Raw genomic sequence first — 17,766 nt, 5'->3', positions numbered from 1 at the left:
GGCGTAAGGGGTGCCTAAAAGAAGAACAGTCATCTTTTAGGGCACCCCTTACATCAATAGAATTCAAATCTTTACTATTGCACACTCTCACGCTTATATAAAACAGCTTTGATCGTAAAATAATCAATCTCATCTGGTAAGGCTTCTTTTAGCGGTTTCAACCGTTCCGCTCCGAGCTCAGCTACTTTTTCTAGAATTTGAGCCTCATATTTCGTTTCTATAAGTGCGTCCAAATCAACTTTCTCTCCTTCTAGCGCACTTTTTAGTAAGTGTTCTTTCACTGTAGTAACAGCAATGTTTCGTTCGTCAGCAATCGCTTCAACCGTCCTTCCATTTATAAATAAATCAAAGGAGATCAAATGACTCGCACGTTCTTTCTTTTGTTGAACATCCACTTCGTCTGTAGTGTGATCGGTAAACTGCTGCAACAATTGTAAGAAATGAACACCATATTTCTTGAATTTCGCCTCTCCGACTCCTTTAACATTCAACATACTCGATTCATCTGTCGGACGCTTGACACTCATTTCATTTAAGGTACTATCTGCAAAAATAATATAAGGAGGAATGTTTTCTTGTTGGGCTAATTCTTTACGGAGCTTACGCAAGGCATTAAATAACGGTCGGTCAACTTCTGTTGCTGATCGTGTTGATTGAGGTTGCACCTTCTGTAACACTTTTTCACCGTGTTTTAAGACAGCTATCGCTCGGGGCAATAGTTTCACAACTGGAAATTGTCCTTGAGTTAGCATTAAATAATTTTCGGCAACTAACACGTGGATGAGCTGGCTGATCTCTTTTTCTGTATAGTTTTTTAAAAGTCCATACGTCGGTAATTGATCAAGTTGAAACTGAAGAACTTTTTTGTTTTTTGAACCCTTTAACACTTGGGCTATCATTGAAATTCCAAAACGCTCTTTCACCCGAACGATACAAGAAAAAATTTTTTGGGCATCAATCGTGATGTCGACACGTTCACGATTATCCTTGCAATTACTACAGTTTCCACAACCCTTATCCGATGATTCACCAAAATAGTCAAGGATATGACTTTGCAAGCATTCGGTTTTGTAACAGTAGTCAATCATTGCCTGTAACTTTTCATATTCTTTTTGTTTACGGCTTTCCTCAAGTTGTGATTGCTCAATCAAGAACTTTTGTGTTTGGATGTCTTTAGGACCAAACAGTAAAAGGCATTCACTCGGCTCCCCATCACGGCCAGCACGGCCAACTTCCTGATAATAAGCTTCAATATTTTTCGGCATATTATAGTGAATGACATAGCGGACATTTGATTTATCAATCCCCATTCCAAAAGCATTACTAGCAACAATGACTTGATCTTCTTCATAAATAAAACGCTCTTGGCTCCGCTGGCGTTCATCCGCACTTAGTCCGGCATGGTACCTGCCAACCGAATAACCTTTATCTTTGAGAAGCTGATAAACCTGATCGACCTCCTTTCGAGTTGCAGCATAAATAATCCCACCATCGTTTTCATTCTTTTGGAGGTAATCCAGTAAAAACTTCATTTTATTTTCGCCACGCAATACGTGTAATGAAAGGTTTTCACGTGCAAAACCTGCTTTAAATTGATTGGCTTCCGTCATGTTCAATAAATTTGCAATATCGGCAGCCACTTCATTCGTTGCGGTTGCAGTAAACGCTGTAATGACTGGCCGCGACGGCAATCTTGTAAGTAAAGCTGAAATATGACGATAACTTGGTCGAAAATCATGCCCCCATTGCGAGATGCAATGGGCCTCATCAATCGCGATGATCGGGATTGGAAGTGTTTGTAATAAGCGCATAAATCGTTCAGATTCAAGCCGTTCCGGAGCTATATAAAGGAGCTTATAGCTCCCCATTTTTGCCTGTTCGATTCGATCACGTACCTCTTCTTCCTGTAGCGAACTATTAATATATGTCGCAGCGATACCGTGATTCGTTAATGCATCTACCTGATCTTTCATAAGAGAAATGAGCGGCGATATCACTAATGTAACGCCGTCTGCGAGCAATGCTGGGATTTGATAACAAATTGATTTCCCACCACCTGTTGGCATAATCGCTAACGTATCAACCCCAGCGTTTATACTAGCAATCACCTCTTCCTGGCCCTGGCGAAACGCAGGATAACCAAAGTGCGTTTTTAAAACTTGCCGTGCTTTCTCCATAGCTATACTTCCCTTTCTTATCACATTACGATTTACTGTTTTTCTGCAATGCCTTTTCCTCTAAACTAGAACTAATATTTTTAATGATAGGGGGCGGGACAAAACTAGTTAACTATTGGCAATTGCTTCGAGACTTAAATATGGAGCTGACCGTTCCGTTCATTAAGGAGTGATCCAAGCTGTTTTATAATAAGTAATCTTTTTTTAACTCTGAAAGTTGTTCTAACGAACGTTCTGCCCAACTATCGTTTCGCTCATTGAGATTTTGCACCTGTTGGTCAAGAGCTTCACGTAAAGACTGTTGATACGGTAGCATTTCTCCTTCATAAGGCTTAACTGTTGAAGATGGTACCCACGTTTTCTCAAACTCTGCTAGTGCTTTTCTTTGGTGGAAAAATGGTACGTCTGCTTGCTTCGGGTGATGTAGATCCCCTTGCTCAGGATGCTTTAACACTGCCCGTACCTTGACCAATGTTTTTTGACGATCTTCTGATTGTTCAATGATGTCAGCCACATACACGCCTGTTTTATAACTGACTCTAACGATCGATTCATGTAAGTTATTATTCACTGTCTTCAGCACTCCTTCTTCCATTCATATATTCCTTGACTTCTTATTGTACTACAGTATCACTTGGTCATTCGTGTTTTCAAGCACGAAAACGACGCGAATTCTAGAGAAAACGAGGTCAATCACAAATAAATAAATGTGCCAATCAGATATAGAATAATAATGAGAAAACCAATACCGAAAAATATGCTCGCTTTTTTCTTATTGCTCTTTACGATGATATGATAAATGCCTAAGCACCCAAATACGCCAGCAATAATAAAAAATAATAATCCAGTAATTATAATTGTTACTTCATTTCCCATAGCTAACTCCTTTTAAAATTAATCTTCTTCATTCAGTCCGAGACGCGATAAAATCGTATCAATTGGTATACCGTCTCTGCTATCAACGTCTCCAAAGTCGACATCCCTTAAATCGTTGATTCGACTCGGATCTACCACCTGTTCAGTCTGTTTATGTTCAACGAAGCCAGAGTTCCAATCCTCTATTAATCCTTGCTTTGACTTTTGCTGTAAGTCCCGTTGGAGGTCTGACAGATTGTCCCCTGTACGACTTATTGGATCATTTGTGAACAATTGAAAGATGATCAAGCCCCAAACACTCAACAGCAGACAAGATGCCATTATAACTAGTATCCATTGTTTCATAGTTTACTCCTCATACCGTGTACATGTTTCTATTATCTATTATATAGGTCTTTTAGTATACAGGATGTAGCCATTTCATGAAAACAAAACCATGTGAATTTATTACCGTTACATAAGCGGATAAGTAGCAAAAATCAATGATTCTTTCCAACATTTAACTCCCACCGTCATTTTTGATGTATAATGGAAAGTACTATATTGCAAGATCATAACTGCTAACAAATGAAAAGCATAGGTGATAAGCATGAAATCCCAAAAAAAATATAAAATCGGCGGGGAACGTGTCATTAAAACAGGGCTTGCCGTTTTGATTACAGCTTGGATTTGCACATCACTAGGACTCCCTGCCATTTTTGCAGTAATAACAGCCATCGTCACGTTAGAACCTACAGCATCAGATTCGATTCGCAAGGGGTTTGTTCGCTTACCTGCTTCAGCCATCGGGGCAGCCATTTCAGTCGGTTTTGTCTCCATCTATGGTGAAACCGCTTTTACTTACGCGATCGCTGCGACGTTAACCATTTTTATTTGCCATAAATTAAAGCTCACAGAAGGTACCCTAGTGGCAACTCTCACAGCTGTAGCGATGATTCCTGACATAGATGGCCATTTTTTAATGACCTTTCTAGCGCGTTTAGGGACTACATTTATCGGCCTTGTCGTCTCAACACTCGTTAATTTAGTTGTCTTACCACCAAAGTTCACACCGCTGTTGGCGGCAAAGTTAGACAAGCTCTTTCACTTAAGTGCCCATGTGCTCGTAGAGACGATGGAGACCATTTTTAAGATCGAAGGCCGTGTAACGCCAAAACCGATGGATAGCTACTTACTCTTACGTAAAGAAGGGGAAAAGGCCGTACGACTTTCTACATTCCAACGTGAAGAATGGAAGTTCCATCGAGGTAAAATCAAAGAGTTCCGTCTTTACTCTCTTAATGAAAAGCGCCTAACGATGTTGCAGAGGATTATCTTACATCTTGGCAACCTCCAATATATTGACCAGAATGTGCGCTTAACTCCAGAAGAGAAGACTTTACTCATATCGATTATGACAACCATGAAGAAGATTCTTCAAGACCCATACCACGAAATTGATGAAGAGCATTACTGTGCAATTGAAGAACTTGATACTCGCCTAAAAAAACATCGTCTCGTTGAAAAAAACCCTGAAAAATACCGTCATCACTTTTCACCTAAGACGATTGTTTTTTATGAACTGTTATCTTTACATGATACACTAGAAGAGCTCGAATTACTGATGAGCCATTCATCCAACATAAGAAAATGACCATTAAGTCTTTGACTTAATGGTCATTTTCTTATGACATCCATTTTGGGGGTGTGTTTTTATCCCAATAGATCTTCCCTAAATCATGGTGTTGTTCAAAGTTATCCTCTTGCAAGTGATAGTGAAAGTTAAACCAATACCCTTGTTTTGGCGGTTGGTCACGTCGCACATGAAAACGAACCAAATCTTCCCCGCTACGTTCATCATAAAGGTGGAAAATCTTTTCACCAAGTCCACTGGCAGGATCCTCGCTTACCTGCACATAAACCAGAGCCTCAGGGTCTACGTCATTACTAATCATCTCAATCACTTTTTCTATTTTGGGAGTTATTTTTTCCTCATACTCTTCACCGACTCGCTCTTGAATCACAGGGCCAAATTTCTTCTGTGCTTGAACCTGCGCTTGCTCACGTAAATACGCTTTCCATTGTTCCGATAGTTGCTCAGGGTCTTCGTCTGCCCAAAATGGGGTTTCACTTTGAACATATTTTTCGGAATCTGCCTTTTCTGTATCAGACGCCCTACTTTCAGCGTTCGACACTGAATTTGAGGAGCTTTCTGAATTCTGATCAGATTCTTCAGCTTTTAGATAATCGTTTGGTACAAATGTCCCGAGTGTAAATACTGCGACAAGGATGACAATGATTTTTCTCAAGAATAATGGCATTTGTATGTTCTCCTTCACAATCAAATCATATCTATTATTTTCTCATGAAGTCTAGTAAAACACCATTACAAATGCGTAACAAATCTATGAAACATTCATTTAATCTATGGCAACTGAGTTGATCCCATTAAGAATCGATCACATTCTCTGGCTGCCTCTCTTCCTTCATGGATCGCCCAAACAACTAAACTCTGGCCACGACGATTATCGCCCGCTGCAAAGACACCTTCAACACTCGTTTGATAGTTTCCATAATCAGCTTTAATCGTCGAGTGGTGGTTCGTACCTACCTCTAATTCTCGAACCAAATCCTGCTCCGGTCCTATGAAGCCAATCGCTAGTAAAACGAGATCTGCTGGCCATACTTTTTCAGTGCCAGGAACCTCTTTACGAGTTTTATTTCCGTTTTCATCAATGATCGTTTCTACCTCTATCGTATGAAGCTCTTTGATATGACCGTTCTCGTCCCCAACAAACTTTGTTGTCATCACTTGATACGTACGAGGATCTTTCCCAAAGACTGCTTCTGCCTCTTGATGTCCATCTTCAACTTCATGAACAACAGGAAATAGTGGCCATGGATTTTCGACGCTTCGTGTGTTGGGCTTTTCAACGTTTATATCAAATTGCGTGATGCTACTACAACTATGCCGTACTGAAGTCGTAATACAATCGACTCCAGTATCACCACCGCCGATAACGATCACATCTTTTCCAGCCGCTGAGATGTATTGACCATCCTGTAAGTTTGAATCAAGCAGACTCTTCGTGTTTTGACGTAAGAAGTCCATCGCAAAGTGGATGCCTTCTAGTTCTCTACCTTCAACAGGAACATCTCGTGGAACAATGGCTCCAGTACATAATATGACAGCGTCAAATTCGGAACGTAGTTCTGCTGTTTGATAGCCCTTTCCAACTTCAGTATTCGTCTTAAAGGTAACACCTTCTGCTTCTAGTAGATCGACACGCCGTTTCACAACATGATAAGATAGTTTTACATCTGGAATTCCATAGGTCAACAACCCGCCGATTCGATCATCCCGTTCAAATACAGTCACCCAATGACCCGCTTTATTGAGTTGTGCAGCTGCGGCCAATCCTGCTGGTCCAGAGCCAATGACTGCAACTTTTTTCCCTGTTCTCGTTTTCGGTGGTTCTGGTACAATCCAGCCTTCCTTGAACCCTTTTTCAACAATCTGCTTTTCAATGTTTTTGATTGAGACTGCATCATCACTAATCGCAACTGTACATGAACCTTCACACGGAGCCGGACAGACACGCCCCGTAAATTCCGGAAAATTATTTGTTTTATGAAGTCGAGCTAGTGCCTCCTTCCATTTCCCTTGATAGACAAGGTCATTCCATTCAGGAATTAAATTATGGACTGGACAACCGATTTCCCCAGAGCCATCGATCGCCGTTCCTGTTTGACAAAATGGAACACCACAATCCATGCATCGAGAGGCTTGCTCTTGTAAATTATTTTCCGGCATTACAAGTTGGAATTCTTGCCAATTCTTTACCCTTTCTAACGGATTCCGCTTTGACGGATTTTCACGTTTAATTTCAATAAATCCTGTTGGTTTCCCCATACTCTCACTCCAAACTTTGACTCTACTATGTCTATTCATATTGACATTCAAACCATGTAATCAACCTGACATTTATTTTCCACTTACTCGAGTTTTGTCATTTTTATTTTCAGAAAAAGCTACCATGACCGCCTCTTCATTTGATAATCCATCTTGTTTGACACGTTCAATTGCATCTAACATTCTTTTATAATCTTTTGGGATGACGCGAACAAATTTGGAAGCAAAGGACTCCCATGAATGTAACACACGACGTCCAAGACTACTGTTTGTATAACGAACATGTCTTTCAATCATCGATTTCATATCATTTATTTCCTTAGCGTCTTGCAACGATTCTAATTGAACAAGTTCTGTATTGCACTTCTCAGCAAATGTTTCATCTTGATCAAGGACATACGCAACACCGCCGCTCATACCTGCAGCAAAGTTCTTACCGGTTGTGCCAAGGTTTACAACACGTCCACCTGTCATGTATTCACAACCATGATCACCGACGCCTTCAACAACAACATCCGCCCCACTGTTTCGAACACAGAAACGTTCTCCAGCAGCACCATTAATATAAGCTTCTCCAGATGTCGCCCCATAGAAAGTCGTGTTGCCGATAATGATGTTCTCGTCTGCACTAAATGTTGATTTCTTGGGAGAATGGACAATGATCTTCCCACCAGATAAGCCTTTTCCAATATAATCGTTCGCATCGCCTTCAAGGGTAAGTGTCATTCCATGAGGAACAAATGCACCAAAGCTTTGACCAGCGGAGCCTAAAAAATTCAGATTAATCGTGTCTTCAGGTAGTCCGTCTGCACCGTACCGTTTTGTCACTTCACTTCCAACAATTGTCCCTACGACACGGTGGATATTTGAAATCGGTTGACGTGATTCAACAGGCTTTTTTTGTTTTAACGCTGGTTCGCACAGGTCAAGCAATACTTTTCGATCTAAAGACTCATCGAGCATATGATCTTGTTTTTTATGAGCATAATTAAACTTGCGTTCTTTATTCGGTTGATATAACAAACTAGAAAGATCGATATGCTCGGCTTTAGGATTTTGAACATTCTCATTCATTTCTAACAGATCCGTTCGACCGATCATCTCATTGATTGTTTTAAACCCTAACTTCGCCATAACTTCGCGAATTTCTTCAGCAATAAAATACATAAAGTTCTCAACATGTTCAGGCTTACCCATATACTTTTTTCGTAATTCAGGATTCTGCGTTGCGATTCCAACCGGGCACGTATCAAGATGACATACCCTCATAATCACACAGCCTAAAACAACGAGCGGTGCCGTTGAAAAGGCATACTCCTCTGCTCCTAAAAGAGCAGCAATTACTACATCTCGCCCCGTCATTAATTTCCCATCGGTCTCGATAACGATTCGGTCTCGTAGACGATTCATCACGAGGGTCTGATGAGTCTCAGCTAGCCCCATCTCCCAGGGAAGACCTGTATGCTTGATACTCGTTCTTGCTGCAGCACCTGTTCCTCCATCATATCCACTGATGACAATGTGGTCTGCGCGACCTTTAGCCACTCCAGCAGCAATTGTACCTACGCCTGTTCCAGCAACCAATTTCACACTAATTCTTGCCTTTGGATTAGCATTCTTTAAGTCATGAATTAACTCTGCTAAATCCTCAATCGAATAAATATCATGGTGTGGTGGTGGTGATATTAAACCAACACCCGGTGTAGACCCTCGGACTTCAGCCACCCATGGGTAGACTTTATTCCCAGGTAATTGACCACCTTCACCAGGTTTCGCTCCTTGAGCAACTTTGATTTGAATCTCATCAGCATTAACTAAATAATGACTCGTAACACCAAATCGTCCTGACGCGACTTGCTTAATTGCACTGCGTCTGGAATCTCCACTTGTGTCAGGGGTAAATCGATCAGGATCCTCTCCGCCTTCGCCTGTGTTACTACGACCACCAACCCTATTCATGGCAATGGCTAATGACTCATGTGCTTCCTTACTAATTGATCCGAAAGACATCGCCCCAGTTTTAAAGCGTTTTACAATTTCCTCAACTGGCTCAACATCATCTAGCGGAATCGCTTCTTGCTCCCTGTTGAATGCTAGTAAGCCACGCAATGTTGTTTGCTCTTCCGTTTGCTCATCAATGGCTTTAGTGTATTTTTTAAATAACTGATAATCATTGTTTCGACATGCATGTTGTAACATATGAATCGTGTGCGGATTATACTGGTGAGGATCACCACTTCTACGCCACTGCAAATCATCACCAGCATCTAACGTACGTTCAGCTGCTTGCTCTGAATAAGCGCGTTTGTGACGTTCTAATACCTCAGATGCAATCGTAGATAAGCCGATTCCACCAATTCGAGACGTCGTCCATGTGAAATAGTTATCAATGACAGTCGAGTCAATGCCAATGGCTTCGAAAATTTGCGCCCCACGATAACTTTGGATGGTTGAGATCCCCATTTTCGATAGGACCTTCATAATCCCTTTCGTTGCAACACTGACATATTTCGTTACCGCCTCATAGTATGAAACATTTTCTAACAATCCTTGTCTGATCATTGAATCTAGAGAATCGAAAACTAAATATGGATTAATGGCTTCTGCCCCATACCCTAATAGAACAGATAAGTGATGCACTTCACGCGGTTCACCAGATTCAACAATCAGGCTCACTTTCGTTCTTGTTCCTTTTCGAATTAAATGATGATGAAGTCCAGATACCGCTAATAAAGCCGGAATCGCTGCGGTTTGATAATCAAGACCACGATCCGTAAGTATCAGTAGGGTAGCACCCTTTTCAATCGCTTGGTCAGCTCGTGCGAAAAGGTTTTCTAGAGCCGTCTGTAATGCTCCCTCACCATCTTTGGTTGAAAACAACATCGGTAATACCGTAGAACGAAGCCCAGAGCGATTTTCTCTTAGCTTGGCAATCTCCTCATTTGTGATAATTGGATATTTCAAATGAATCTTTCTGCAGCTCTCTGGTGCCGGATGTAAAAGGTTTCTTTCTCCTCCGATTGTCGTCCCTACCGCTGTGACAACTTCCTCTCTGATTGCATCAATCGGTGGATTCGTTACTTGAGCAAACAATTGTTTAAAATAGTTATATAGCAGTTGAGGTTTTTTCGATAATACCGCTAATGGCGAGTCGTATCCCATTGAGCCGACAGGATCTACGCCTTCGGTAACCATTGGTTTTAGCACTTTATTTAATTCTTCATACGTATACCCAAAGGCGATCTGACGGCTGACTAATTGTTCAACATCAGTATCATAAACGTTCGAGCTTTCTAAAATATGTTCAAGCTCACAATAATGTTCATCCAGCCACTTACCGTATGGCTGTTCTGTTGCAATTTTATTTTTTATTTCTTCATCTGGAACAATTCGTCCTGCTTCTGTATCTACAAGCAACATATGTCCGGGACGTAAACGTTCTTTATAGGCGACTTTTTCTGGCTCAATGTCAATCACACCTACCTCAGATGACATAATAATGCGGTCATCCGTTGTCACATAATATCGCGCCGGCCGCAACCCATTACGATCCAGACATGCACCAATTTGCTTCCCATCCGTAAAAACAATTGCTGTCGGCCCATCCCATGGTTCCATTAAGCAGCTATGAAATTGGTAGAAATCTCTTTTTTCCTTATTCATAGATTCATCATTTTGCCATGGCTCAGGAATCATCATCATTGCCGCATGTGACATCGAACGTCCCGATAAAGATAAGAACTCTAGTGTATTATCAAACATCGATGAATCACTGCCACTCTCATCAATAACAGGCAGTACCTTACGTAAATCCTCACCAAAAATATCCGATTCGAACATGGACTCTCTAGCATGCATCCAGTTTACATTCCCTTTTAATGTATTAATTTCTCCATTATGAATCATATAGCGATTCGGGTGCGCACGTTCCCAACTTGGAAATGTATTCGTACTGAACCTCGAATGGACCAGTGCCAACGCCGTCTCAAACGTTGCATCATTTAGATCAAGGTAAAACTGATTCACTTGCTCGGTCGTTAACATCCCTTTATAAACAATGGTCCGACTTGATAGACTCGTAAAATAAAACGAATGACCGTTTGCTCGTTTCGATCCTATCTCTTTTTCAGCTCGCTTACGAATTACATATAATTTTCGTTCAAATGTTTGGTCACCTTCAATCTGATGATCGCGAGCGATAAACAACTGACGTACAAATGGCATCGATGCTTTCGCAGCTTGACCGAGCATCGAATCATCCACCGGTACATCTCGCCATCCTAAAAGCACCTGCCCCTCTTCGGTAATAATCTCCTCTAATTGTTTTTCACATTCTTTTCGAAGTGCTTGTTCCTGCGGGAGAAACAACATACCAACACCGTATTCGCCTTTATCTGGTAGTTTGATTGCTAACTGTTCACATTGGTGTTTGAAAAAGGTATGCGGAATTTGCATCAAAATCCCAGCACCATCCCCTGTATTTACTTCATCCCCTTGCCCACCTCTATGCTCGAGATTACGAAGAATATGAAGTGCGTCAGTGACAATTTCATGGGATTGTTGTCCTTTTACATTGGCGAGAAAACCAATCCCACAATTGTCATGCTCAAACTGAGGGTCATATAATCCTTGTTTTTGCGGTAAATGATTTCGTTGCATTCGCACCAACACCTTTCAATTCCAAAATAGTTTTTTTTATCTGAACTCACCAGGTATGAATTCTCCAATATACAAGATATTATCATTTTTCAGAAGTTTCGGCAATTTATTTCTTGTTATTTTTTTAAATGAAAACGCTTTCTGATGCCGTTTTAGATAATATGACAAAATCCATGTTAGAAAAATTAACATAAATTTTTATTCAATTAATTTAATTTTTATACGCAAAACGCACCAAAAACATATACTCATAGAGTTATATTAATAAAACAACCCATCCCAACTACTTCCTCCTATGTAAAAAAGAAGATTCCTACAGGTCATCCACCTAATAGGAATCTTCTCTAAATAATAGTCTATGATGAGTCGTAGTCTTGTTAGATAATCGTAACACTTCGGGCATCCTCGATTTACTTATAGTTTTTCCAATCAAGGTCACTTTCATCGAGCAACTCTTGAAAAGATTTATTTTTCTCACGTTCTTTGCGCTTTTTTATACGTATTTGCGCTGCTTCTTCCTGCTGCTTTTTTTCCTCCTGTTTTAACGTGTGAGCCGCCTCTTTTAGTTTTGACAAGCTATTTGAGTCAACAAGGTCATCAAGACCGAAATGATTTTCACCGTTCTGATTCTTCGGTTGTTTTGTTCGTTTTTTAGCCACTTCTATTCCCTTCCTTATCTTATTGTGTATACAAATCACTAAAAATATGTTCTAGCATTCGTTCATTAAGAAGAATGTCGTGTTCTGAGTCCTGTCTAATCCCGAATGGTATATCGTTTGGCCATGGACAATCTTGATCATATTTAGAAAAAAGGTCGTACAACATTTCAGATAAATGGCTTAGCAAATCAAATTGATATTCGCTTGTTAAATCCGATAAATGACGTTGAATCGCTTTAGCGATAAAATGAAGGGTTGGGATATGGAGGATGAACCCATCTTGTTCATAAAGGTATCCTTTGTACGTATCTTCATTCCAAATCGCCATAACAAAATAAGGTGCTGGTCGATACATGAGCCCATACGAAACACCGAAACTTGGCCCCTCATCAAACTGACCAAATCGATACTCAATATCGTCTAATCCACCCAAACTTAGGCGCTTTTGGCAAATCCACTTTTGTTCAATTTGTAATATTAGGTCTTCTCGATCCATCGTCTCACATCACCTTTGAACAGAACGTAAGAATGTTGATGTTTTTTCAATCGCTTCATCTAGTTCAGGCGTTGCCCCTGAAAACGGGTGCACAGCATTAAATGTATGCCCGGCATGCTTAATCCAAGATAATTTCCCATTCCTAGATGAACGTCCAAGCGTCTTTGCACCTTCAACAATTCGCTCAACATCCTCTTCTCCTTGAATAAAATGAAGCGGGGTTGATAGTGACCTGACAATATTCACTAAATCATAGTTATCTTTATTTGCATCAACATCGGCAATCGCTTCTTTACTTATTGGCATCTTCGCTTTTGTACGTGCATTGATGATATATCCAATTCCATCGCGCGTTATCTCTTCACGCAGTTCGGCATTAAACAAGTCAACATTGGAAATACCGTTCCACGTCACTACTCCATTGATATCTGATTCATGTTGAGCTGTAAAGAGAAGGGATGTAGCACCGCCCTTACTGTGTCCAAGTAAAAATATCTCAGACTCGTCAATAAAATCGGCAAACGGGATTTGGTTGGCTTTGATCAAGCTAATGACTTCTTTTAAATCTCTTAATTCGCGTTGGTACGTATTCTTGGAAAACTTCTCTAGCTCCGAAAAACTTTCTAAATCAGCGCCTACCCCATTACAGGAAAAGTTAAACGTTATCGTTATAAAGCCGCGATCACTAAACTGTTCCGCCGCATATGGAAAGAATCCCCAGTCTTTAAACCCTTTAAAACCATGACAGATGACAAGTACTGGCTGTTTTCCCCGATGCAATTGCTCGTCACTGGCATGGACTGTTCCACGGATAATCAAATCTTCTTCCATTACAATTTGAAAGTCTTCCTTCATCAACTTCTCCTCCCTCACCACTCCTAATGAATCGTAAATTCAACGCTAACATCGTTGATTCCTGCAAGCCCATCATTTCGATATGTTCGTTCATGAAATTCTACATGGCCATTATAATCAACGGTGATCACCGTTGATGACCTTGTTCCATACCCTTCACTCTTAATAAAAACAGATGATAATAACCGCTCTAACTCTAGGCTAACACCCGTTTTAGGCAAACACTCATCTGCAGCTTTCTTCTCGTCTTGTAACGTTTCAAGAATAGATGCCATTGAACAATTCGAATTTGTTTGATCCAAACAGTCTTTTAATGATTGTTTTCCCCTCGTCACTTTTGGCCATGGCGTGTTCAACAGATGGTTACTAAGCCCATGAACCCCCGGTGTAAGAGTTCGAATCACATCTTCCCGATTTGAGTAATACAGCAAGTCAGACTGGGTACCTACGAGGAGGTTAAACCCATTATAAGTGTCCTTATCTTTACGGATCGCTTGTAAATAGTCATGCGGAGAATCGTCCCCACATAAAAAATCTTTTACAAGAGCACCTCTAGAAATCGGTTGCTCTACCGTTTTGAGTTCTCTGTAATTTGTAATCGCGGCAAATCTTCCTGCCGTTGTCATCCCCATCCAAGTTCCTTGCATTTCAAGGTCTCTTCCTGCAAATACATGTGGATGATCGGACCAAAAGGTAGCCTGTTCCGTTGGTCGACGATAAAATTCATCACGATTGGCCGCAATGACAAGTAAATAATTTGGATGATACCGATAAGCAAAATTTATTAAACACATATTATCCCTACTCATTTTTCCAGGTTGTTTTTCCTTATATTTATTTTATGTGAACGAAAACTGAATTACAAATAATTTCATCGTACATGCGAAGGTAACAATGAATGGTATAATCTAGTTCACTTACCGTCCTTTACCTATGCTCTTAAAATCAAACATTTAAAGCGCTGATATGCTACAATAATAGAAAGAGCAATCCTTATCGATATCGAGGAGTGTGTGTCAAATGACTGAGCATACAAACGTACAACAAGACAAGCAATTAGATGAAAAAGCCGCAAAAATCATCGCGCAATTTCAAGAGGATGAAAATGTAACGAACTTGATTGATTCGTTAAGCGGTTTAGGCGAAGAAGCACAAAAAAATGCAGGCGAGTCATTAGAAGCATTAAAACGGCCTGTAAATGAAATGTTGAACGACCAAAATCAACAATTACCCGAGCAGCTCCATAAATTAAAAGAAATTGTTGGGGAACTAGAACCTGATTATTTAAAAGAAGGTCAACTAAAAAAAATGTTCAATCGACTCTTAAGAAAAAATCCGATTGAACAATATGCGAAAAAATATCAAACGATCGAAAGCCAAGTCGAACGAGTCATCGAAGGGTTACTGAGCGGACGTGACAAACTTCAAGAAGACACTCTCATGCTCCAACAATTAAAAGAGACTGCCTCTCAACGAATTAAAGATTTAGACGAAGAGATTGCGATCGGAAAATCACTACAATCAATGTTAGAAGCTGAAATGACCAGTGAAAAGTGGAAAGACAATCCTGTGCCCCTTCAAAAAGGCCAACAAAAAGTTGTTTCTCGAATCAAAAACATGTCTCAAGCAATCATGGTTCTACAGCAATCGATCGCATCTGTTGACCTAATCATTGAAAATAACGACAAACTTGATGAAGCTATTTTTAACGCGATGACTATGACCAAGAATGTCATTTCCGTCACAGCATCGATTCAGCTAGCGTTAGGTAATCAAAAGAAGGTTATCAATGCTGTGCAGAACGTCAACCAAGCAACGGAATCCATGCTTCTATCTAATGCAGAGATGTTAAAATCTAATACCGAAGAAACTTTAAAAACCCTTGAGGAACCTGCAATCGCATTGGAATCATTTCAGAAGGCCTACAACGATGTTTTTGATGCCATTCAATTAACGGAAGAATCAAATGAACGGATTGTTTCAAATGGTAAGAAAGTCATCGCAGAGCTCGATCAATTGAATCAACAAATGAAGACAAAATTGATTGGACGCTAAAGCTCATTCTCGCTTCTATAAGGAAGGGATTTTTACCATGTTTAAATCACTTGTTGAACTGCCATGGGTTGAAAGATTTTTACCTGAACGCTTAAAGCCTGTGAATGATGAACTGCTTTCGAACGCCCATAGCCAATTGCTAATCAAAGAAACAGAAAAACTATTGGACAAGTCTGCTAAACAAGCACCTAAACCGAACAGTACACAAACGTTTAAAAAGAAAGAAAAAGAGTATGTTATTACGTTAAAAATCAAAAAAAGAAAAATCAGTATTCTCGCTTATGATACAAAGCAATCAGGTGCTGCCATTAAAAAACGGTTCTTTATTGAATGCTTCCGAAAATATATAAAAGAAAAAAACGGTCGTGGAAAGTGCGTAGAAGCGACCATTCAGTATATCGAAAGCGGAAAAACTTACATTCGAAGTATAAAAAAATCACCGCATTTCCAATCGGTTTTCGATTGTATGTCCAAGCTTGATGATGCCATGATTGGCCAATTAATCAACTCACCACCAAGTGTTGTGACAATGGACCGGAACAACGATGACGAAGAATTGTCAAAAACACCGAGCGAGCTTCAACAGCTAATGACTGAAACTGAACAACTGATTGATAAACAAGACAAATTTGTGATCGATCCAATCATACAAAGCCGCTTGTCAAGATTACTTTCACAAACGGAAATGCTCATTCCAGATTTTGAATTGTTGGATATTGAAGAACGACATCTCATTAAACGAATGCTACGTGAAGATCTACCTAATTTGATTGAAACCTATGTGTCACTATCCCCTCAAAACCAAGCCATTCAAAAAGAAAGCTTGTTTATCGCCATCTCAAAGATGGAATTAACCGCCATTACATTAACTGAACGGCTTGAACAGACGAGGCTTCAAAAAATGGAACACCTTCTCAAGCTAAATGAATTACGGTATTCCAACCAAAACCAATCAGATTAACTGAACATACTTCCTGCAATCCTACTCCCGCAAAAACTGGCGTTCTGAATGTTCTGCGAGAGTTTACTTTTATTCTACTTCCCAAAAAATAAAACAAGCGCTCAGGATCGAGCGCTTGTTTTATTAGTTATTACCATTACCTTTGCCATTACCGTTTCCATTGTTTCCTCGAGATTTTTGGTTTCGATCCTCAAATTTTTGTTTCACGTGTTCAGGCATCTTTTCAAGTGCATGAGCCGGCGGTCCATTTCTCTTCACTTGGTCACCTTTTTTTTCAGCGCGATTTACCTTAGCACTTTCTACAATGTCATCACTTTCTTCAGTGGCTTCATCCGTAGCACTTTCACTTTCGTTCACAACTTCATTCTCTTTATCATCACTGTTTTCTTCTAGCGAATCATTTGTTTCTTCTTCTCGTCGTTGTTTTCGGTCCAGATGCTTCAATTGCCTTTCAATGTTTCGAGTAATCACTTCTTTCGCCCTTGGATTCTCAACTTTGTTCACAACATTTAGTAAGCTGATAATATTTTGAGAAAGCTTCAGCTCCACTTCATTGTCATCAGGCACGAGACCCTCTTCGATTAGGTCTTCAGTTGTTTCAAATTGGTTTCGATCATCATTCTCTCGTTTTTCCTCTTGATACTCGATCGCTTGATCATGAATCTCAAGCGCTTGTTTCAAGATTTCCTCCGCTTTAGCGGCCTCCCCTTGATCAATTAGCTGTTCGGCTTCTAATACTCGTTGTTGTGCAAAATCGATAAGGAGACTAGCTTTGTCTTGGTCAGCAAACGCCAACGTGTATTGAACTCGTTCAAGCAACTGCTTGACAAAATAAAACATATCTCCTGGTACTGTCGCCGCTTCCTCAGTTTGACTTAACTGCGCAGTATTAATCCCCTCTTTATAGATGATCTCAACCTCTTGATCATCAACACCAGCCTCTGTTTCATACACGCTGATTGCCTCCTCAAGCAATCGCTGTTCCTCAGTCACCTCTGGGCTTGCATAACTAATTCCCGCTCCCGATCCAATCGTTATGGCCGTTGCCAACATTCCAACAGCAAAGATTTTTCCACTTCTTTTCATGATGTTCCCCCTAAAATAGAATCATTTTATTTATTGCGTTATAATAATTC

Annotated in this window: 15 protein-coding genes; 3 read left to right on the top strand and 12 right to left on the bottom strand. The window is 40.2% G+C overall.

The features are described 5' to 3' along the window. Positions 1-74 precede the first annotated feature (74 nt). The 4 genes from recQ to KH400_RS11990 all read right to left on the bottom strand — a co-directional run bounded on the left by recQ (position 75) and on the right by KH400_RS11990 (position 3,398). Positions 75-2,177 (bottom strand): DNA helicase RecQ, encoded by a 2,103-nt coding sequence (gene recQ, locus KH400_RS12005; RefSeq protein ID WP_217224891.1) that lies wholly within the window; start codon positions 2,175-2,177, stop codon positions 75-77. 184 nt (positions 2,178-2,361) lie between these two features. After that, positions 2,362-2,748 (bottom strand): kinase-associated lipoprotein KapB, encoded by a 387-nt coding sequence (gene kapB / locus KH400_RS12000; RefSeq protein WP_312889146.1) that lies wholly within the window; start codon positions 2,746-2,748, stop codon positions 2,362-2,364. A 122-nt stretch (positions 2,749-2,870) separates the two neighbouring features. Beyond that, positions 2,871-3,053 carry a hypothetical protein gene (locus KH400_RS11995; RefSeq protein WP_217224889.1) on the bottom strand — a complete coding sequence of 61 codons (183 nt, stop codon included), beginning with the start codon at positions 3,051-3,053 and terminating at the stop codon, positions 2,871-2,873. A gap of 18 nt (positions 3,054-3,071) precedes the next feature. Next, a complete protein-coding gene (locus KH400_RS11990) occupies positions 3,072-3,398 on the bottom strand; it encodes a hypothetical protein (protein WP_217224888.1) in 327 nt (108 codons plus the stop codon). A 244-nt stretch (positions 3,399-3,642) separates the two neighbouring features. On the opposite strand from KH400_RS11990, the gene KH400_RS11985 reads away from it, so the two are divergent. Beyond that, on the top strand, positions 3,643-4,686 hold the full coding sequence (locus tag KH400_RS11985; protein WP_217224887.1) for an FUSC family protein: 1,044 nt from the start codon (positions 3,643-3,645) through the stop codon (positions 4,684-4,686). Positions 4,687-4,717: 31 nt separating this feature from the next. On the opposite strand, the gene KH400_RS11980 is transcribed toward KH400_RS11985, so the two are convergent. From KH400_RS11980 to KH400_RS11950, 7 genes are all read right to left on the bottom strand, one after another. Continuing rightward, complete coding sequence (locus KH400_RS11980; RefSeq protein WP_217224886.1) at positions 4,718-5,353, bottom strand: YpjP family protein; 636 nt, start codon at positions 5,351-5,353, stop codon at positions 4,718-4,720. A 104-nt stretch (positions 5,354-5,457) separates the two neighbouring features. Next, positions 5,458-6,945, bottom strand: a complete 1,488-nt coding sequence (locus KH400_RS11975) for a glutamate synthase subunit beta (protein ID WP_217224884.1) — start codon at positions 6,943-6,945, stop codon at positions 5,458-5,460. Between the two features lie 72 nt (positions 6,946-7,017). Further along, a complete protein-coding gene (gene gltB / locus KH400_RS11970) occupies positions 7,018-11,604 on the bottom strand; it encodes a glutamate synthase large subunit (protein ID WP_217224882.1) in 4,587 nt (1,528 codons plus the stop codon). A 410-nt stretch (positions 11,605-12,014) separates the two neighbouring features. Continuing rightward, positions 12,015-12,263: a DUF3886 domain-containing protein gene (locus KH400_RS11965; RefSeq protein ID WP_217224880.1), complete on the bottom strand. Its 249-nt coding sequence runs from the start codon at positions 12,261-12,263 to the stop codon at positions 12,015-12,017. 19 nt (positions 12,264-12,282) lie between these two features. Beyond that, the gene (locus KH400_RS11960; RefSeq protein WP_217224877.1) at positions 12,283-12,759 is read right to left on the bottom strand and encodes a hypothetical protein; all 477 of its coding nucleotides are present in this window, start codon (positions 12,757-12,759) and stop codon (positions 12,283-12,285) included. 9 nt (positions 12,760-12,768) lie between these two features. Beyond that, a complete protein-coding gene (locus tag KH400_RS11955; protein WP_217224874.1) occupies positions 12,769-13,614 on the bottom strand; it encodes an alpha/beta hydrolase family protein in 846 nt (281 codons plus the stop codon). Between the two features lie 23 nt (positions 13,615-13,637). Next, positions 13,638-14,408, bottom strand: coding sequence for an NRDE family protein (locus tag KH400_RS11950; protein WP_217224873.1), 771 nt, complete (start codon positions 14,406-14,408; stop codon positions 13,638-13,640). 226 nt (positions 14,409-14,634) lie between these two features. On the opposite strand from KH400_RS11950, the gene KH400_RS11945 reads away from it, so the two are divergent. Then, the gene (locus KH400_RS11945; protein ID WP_217224872.1) at positions 14,635-15,669 is read left to right on the top strand and encodes a toxic anion resistance protein; all 1,035 of its coding nucleotides are present in this window, start codon (positions 14,635-14,637) and stop codon (positions 15,667-15,669) included. Between the two features lie 37 nt (positions 15,670-15,706). Then, positions 15,707-16,630 carry a hypothetical protein gene (locus KH400_RS11940; RefSeq protein WP_217224871.1) on the top strand — a complete coding sequence of 308 codons (924 nt, stop codon included), beginning with the start codon at positions 15,707-15,709 and terminating at the stop codon, positions 16,628-16,630. 123 nt (positions 16,631-16,753) lie between these two features. Here the strand turns inward: KH400_RS11940 and KH400_RS11935 are convergent, their stop codons facing one another. Beyond that, positions 16,754-17,716, bottom strand: a complete 963-nt coding sequence (locus tag KH400_RS11935; RefSeq protein WP_217224870.1) for a DUF5667 domain-containing protein — start codon at positions 17,714-17,716, stop codon at positions 16,754-16,756. Positions 17,717-17,766: the final 50 nt, after the last annotated feature.

This window comes from Desertibacillus haloalkaliphilus (genome assembly GCF_019039105.1).
Taxonomy (GTDB): domain Bacteria; phylum Bacillota; class Bacilli; order Bacillales; family KJ1-10-99; genus Desertibacillus; species Desertibacillus haloalkaliphilus.
This window is presented reverse-complemented; position numbering and strand designations above follow the sequence as displayed.

Bases quoted from the DNA above. Each gene is read 5' to 3' on its own strand.
- recQ (WP_217224891.1), bottom strand. From the start codon at position 2,177: ATGGAGAAAGCACGGCAAGTTTTAAAAACGCACTTTGGTTATCCTGCG.
- KH400_RS11995 (WP_217224889.1), bottom strand. From the start codon at position 3,053: ATGGGAAATGAAGTAACAATTATAATTACTGGATTATTATTTTTTATT.
- KH400_RS11990 (WP_217224888.1), bottom strand. From the start codon at position 3,398: ATGAAACAATGGATACTAGTTATAATGGCATCTTGTCTGCTGTTGAGT.
- KH400_RS11985 (WP_217224887.1), top strand. From the start codon at position 3,643: ATGAAATCCCAAAAAAAATATAAAATCGGCGGGGAACGTGTCATTAAA.
- KH400_RS11980 (WP_217224886.1), bottom strand. From the start codon at position 5,353: ATGCCATTATTCTTGAGAAAAATCATTGTCATCCTTGTCGCAGTATTT.
- KH400_RS11975 (WP_217224884.1), bottom strand. From the start codon at position 6,945: ATGGGGAAACCAACAGGATTTATTGAAATTAAACGTGAAAATCCGTCA.
- gltB (WP_217224882.1), bottom strand. From the start codon at position 11,604: ATGCAACGAAATCATTTACCGCAAAAACAAGGATTATATGACCCTCAG.
- KH400_RS11960 (WP_217224877.1), bottom strand. From the start codon at position 12,759: ATGGATCGAGAAGACCTAATATTACAAATTGAACAAAAGTGGATTTGC.
- KH400_RS11955 (WP_217224874.1), bottom strand. From the start codon at position 13,614: ATGAAGGAAGACTTTCAAATTGTAATGGAAGAAGATTTGATTATCCGT.
- KH400_RS11950 (WP_217224873.1), bottom strand. From the start codon at position 14,408: ATGTGTTTAATAAATTTTGCTTATCGGTATCATCCAAATTATTTACTT.
- KH400_RS11945 (WP_217224872.1), top strand. From the start codon at position 14,635: ATGACTGAGCATACAAACGTACAACAAGACAAGCAATTAGATGAAAAA.
- KH400_RS11940 (WP_217224871.1), top strand. From the start codon at position 15,707: ATGTTTAAATCACTTGTTGAACTGCCATGGGTTGAAAGATTTTTACCT.
- KH400_RS11935 (WP_217224870.1), bottom strand. From the start codon at position 17,716: ATGAAAAGAAGTGGAAAAATCTTTGCTGTTGGAATGTTGGCAACGGCC.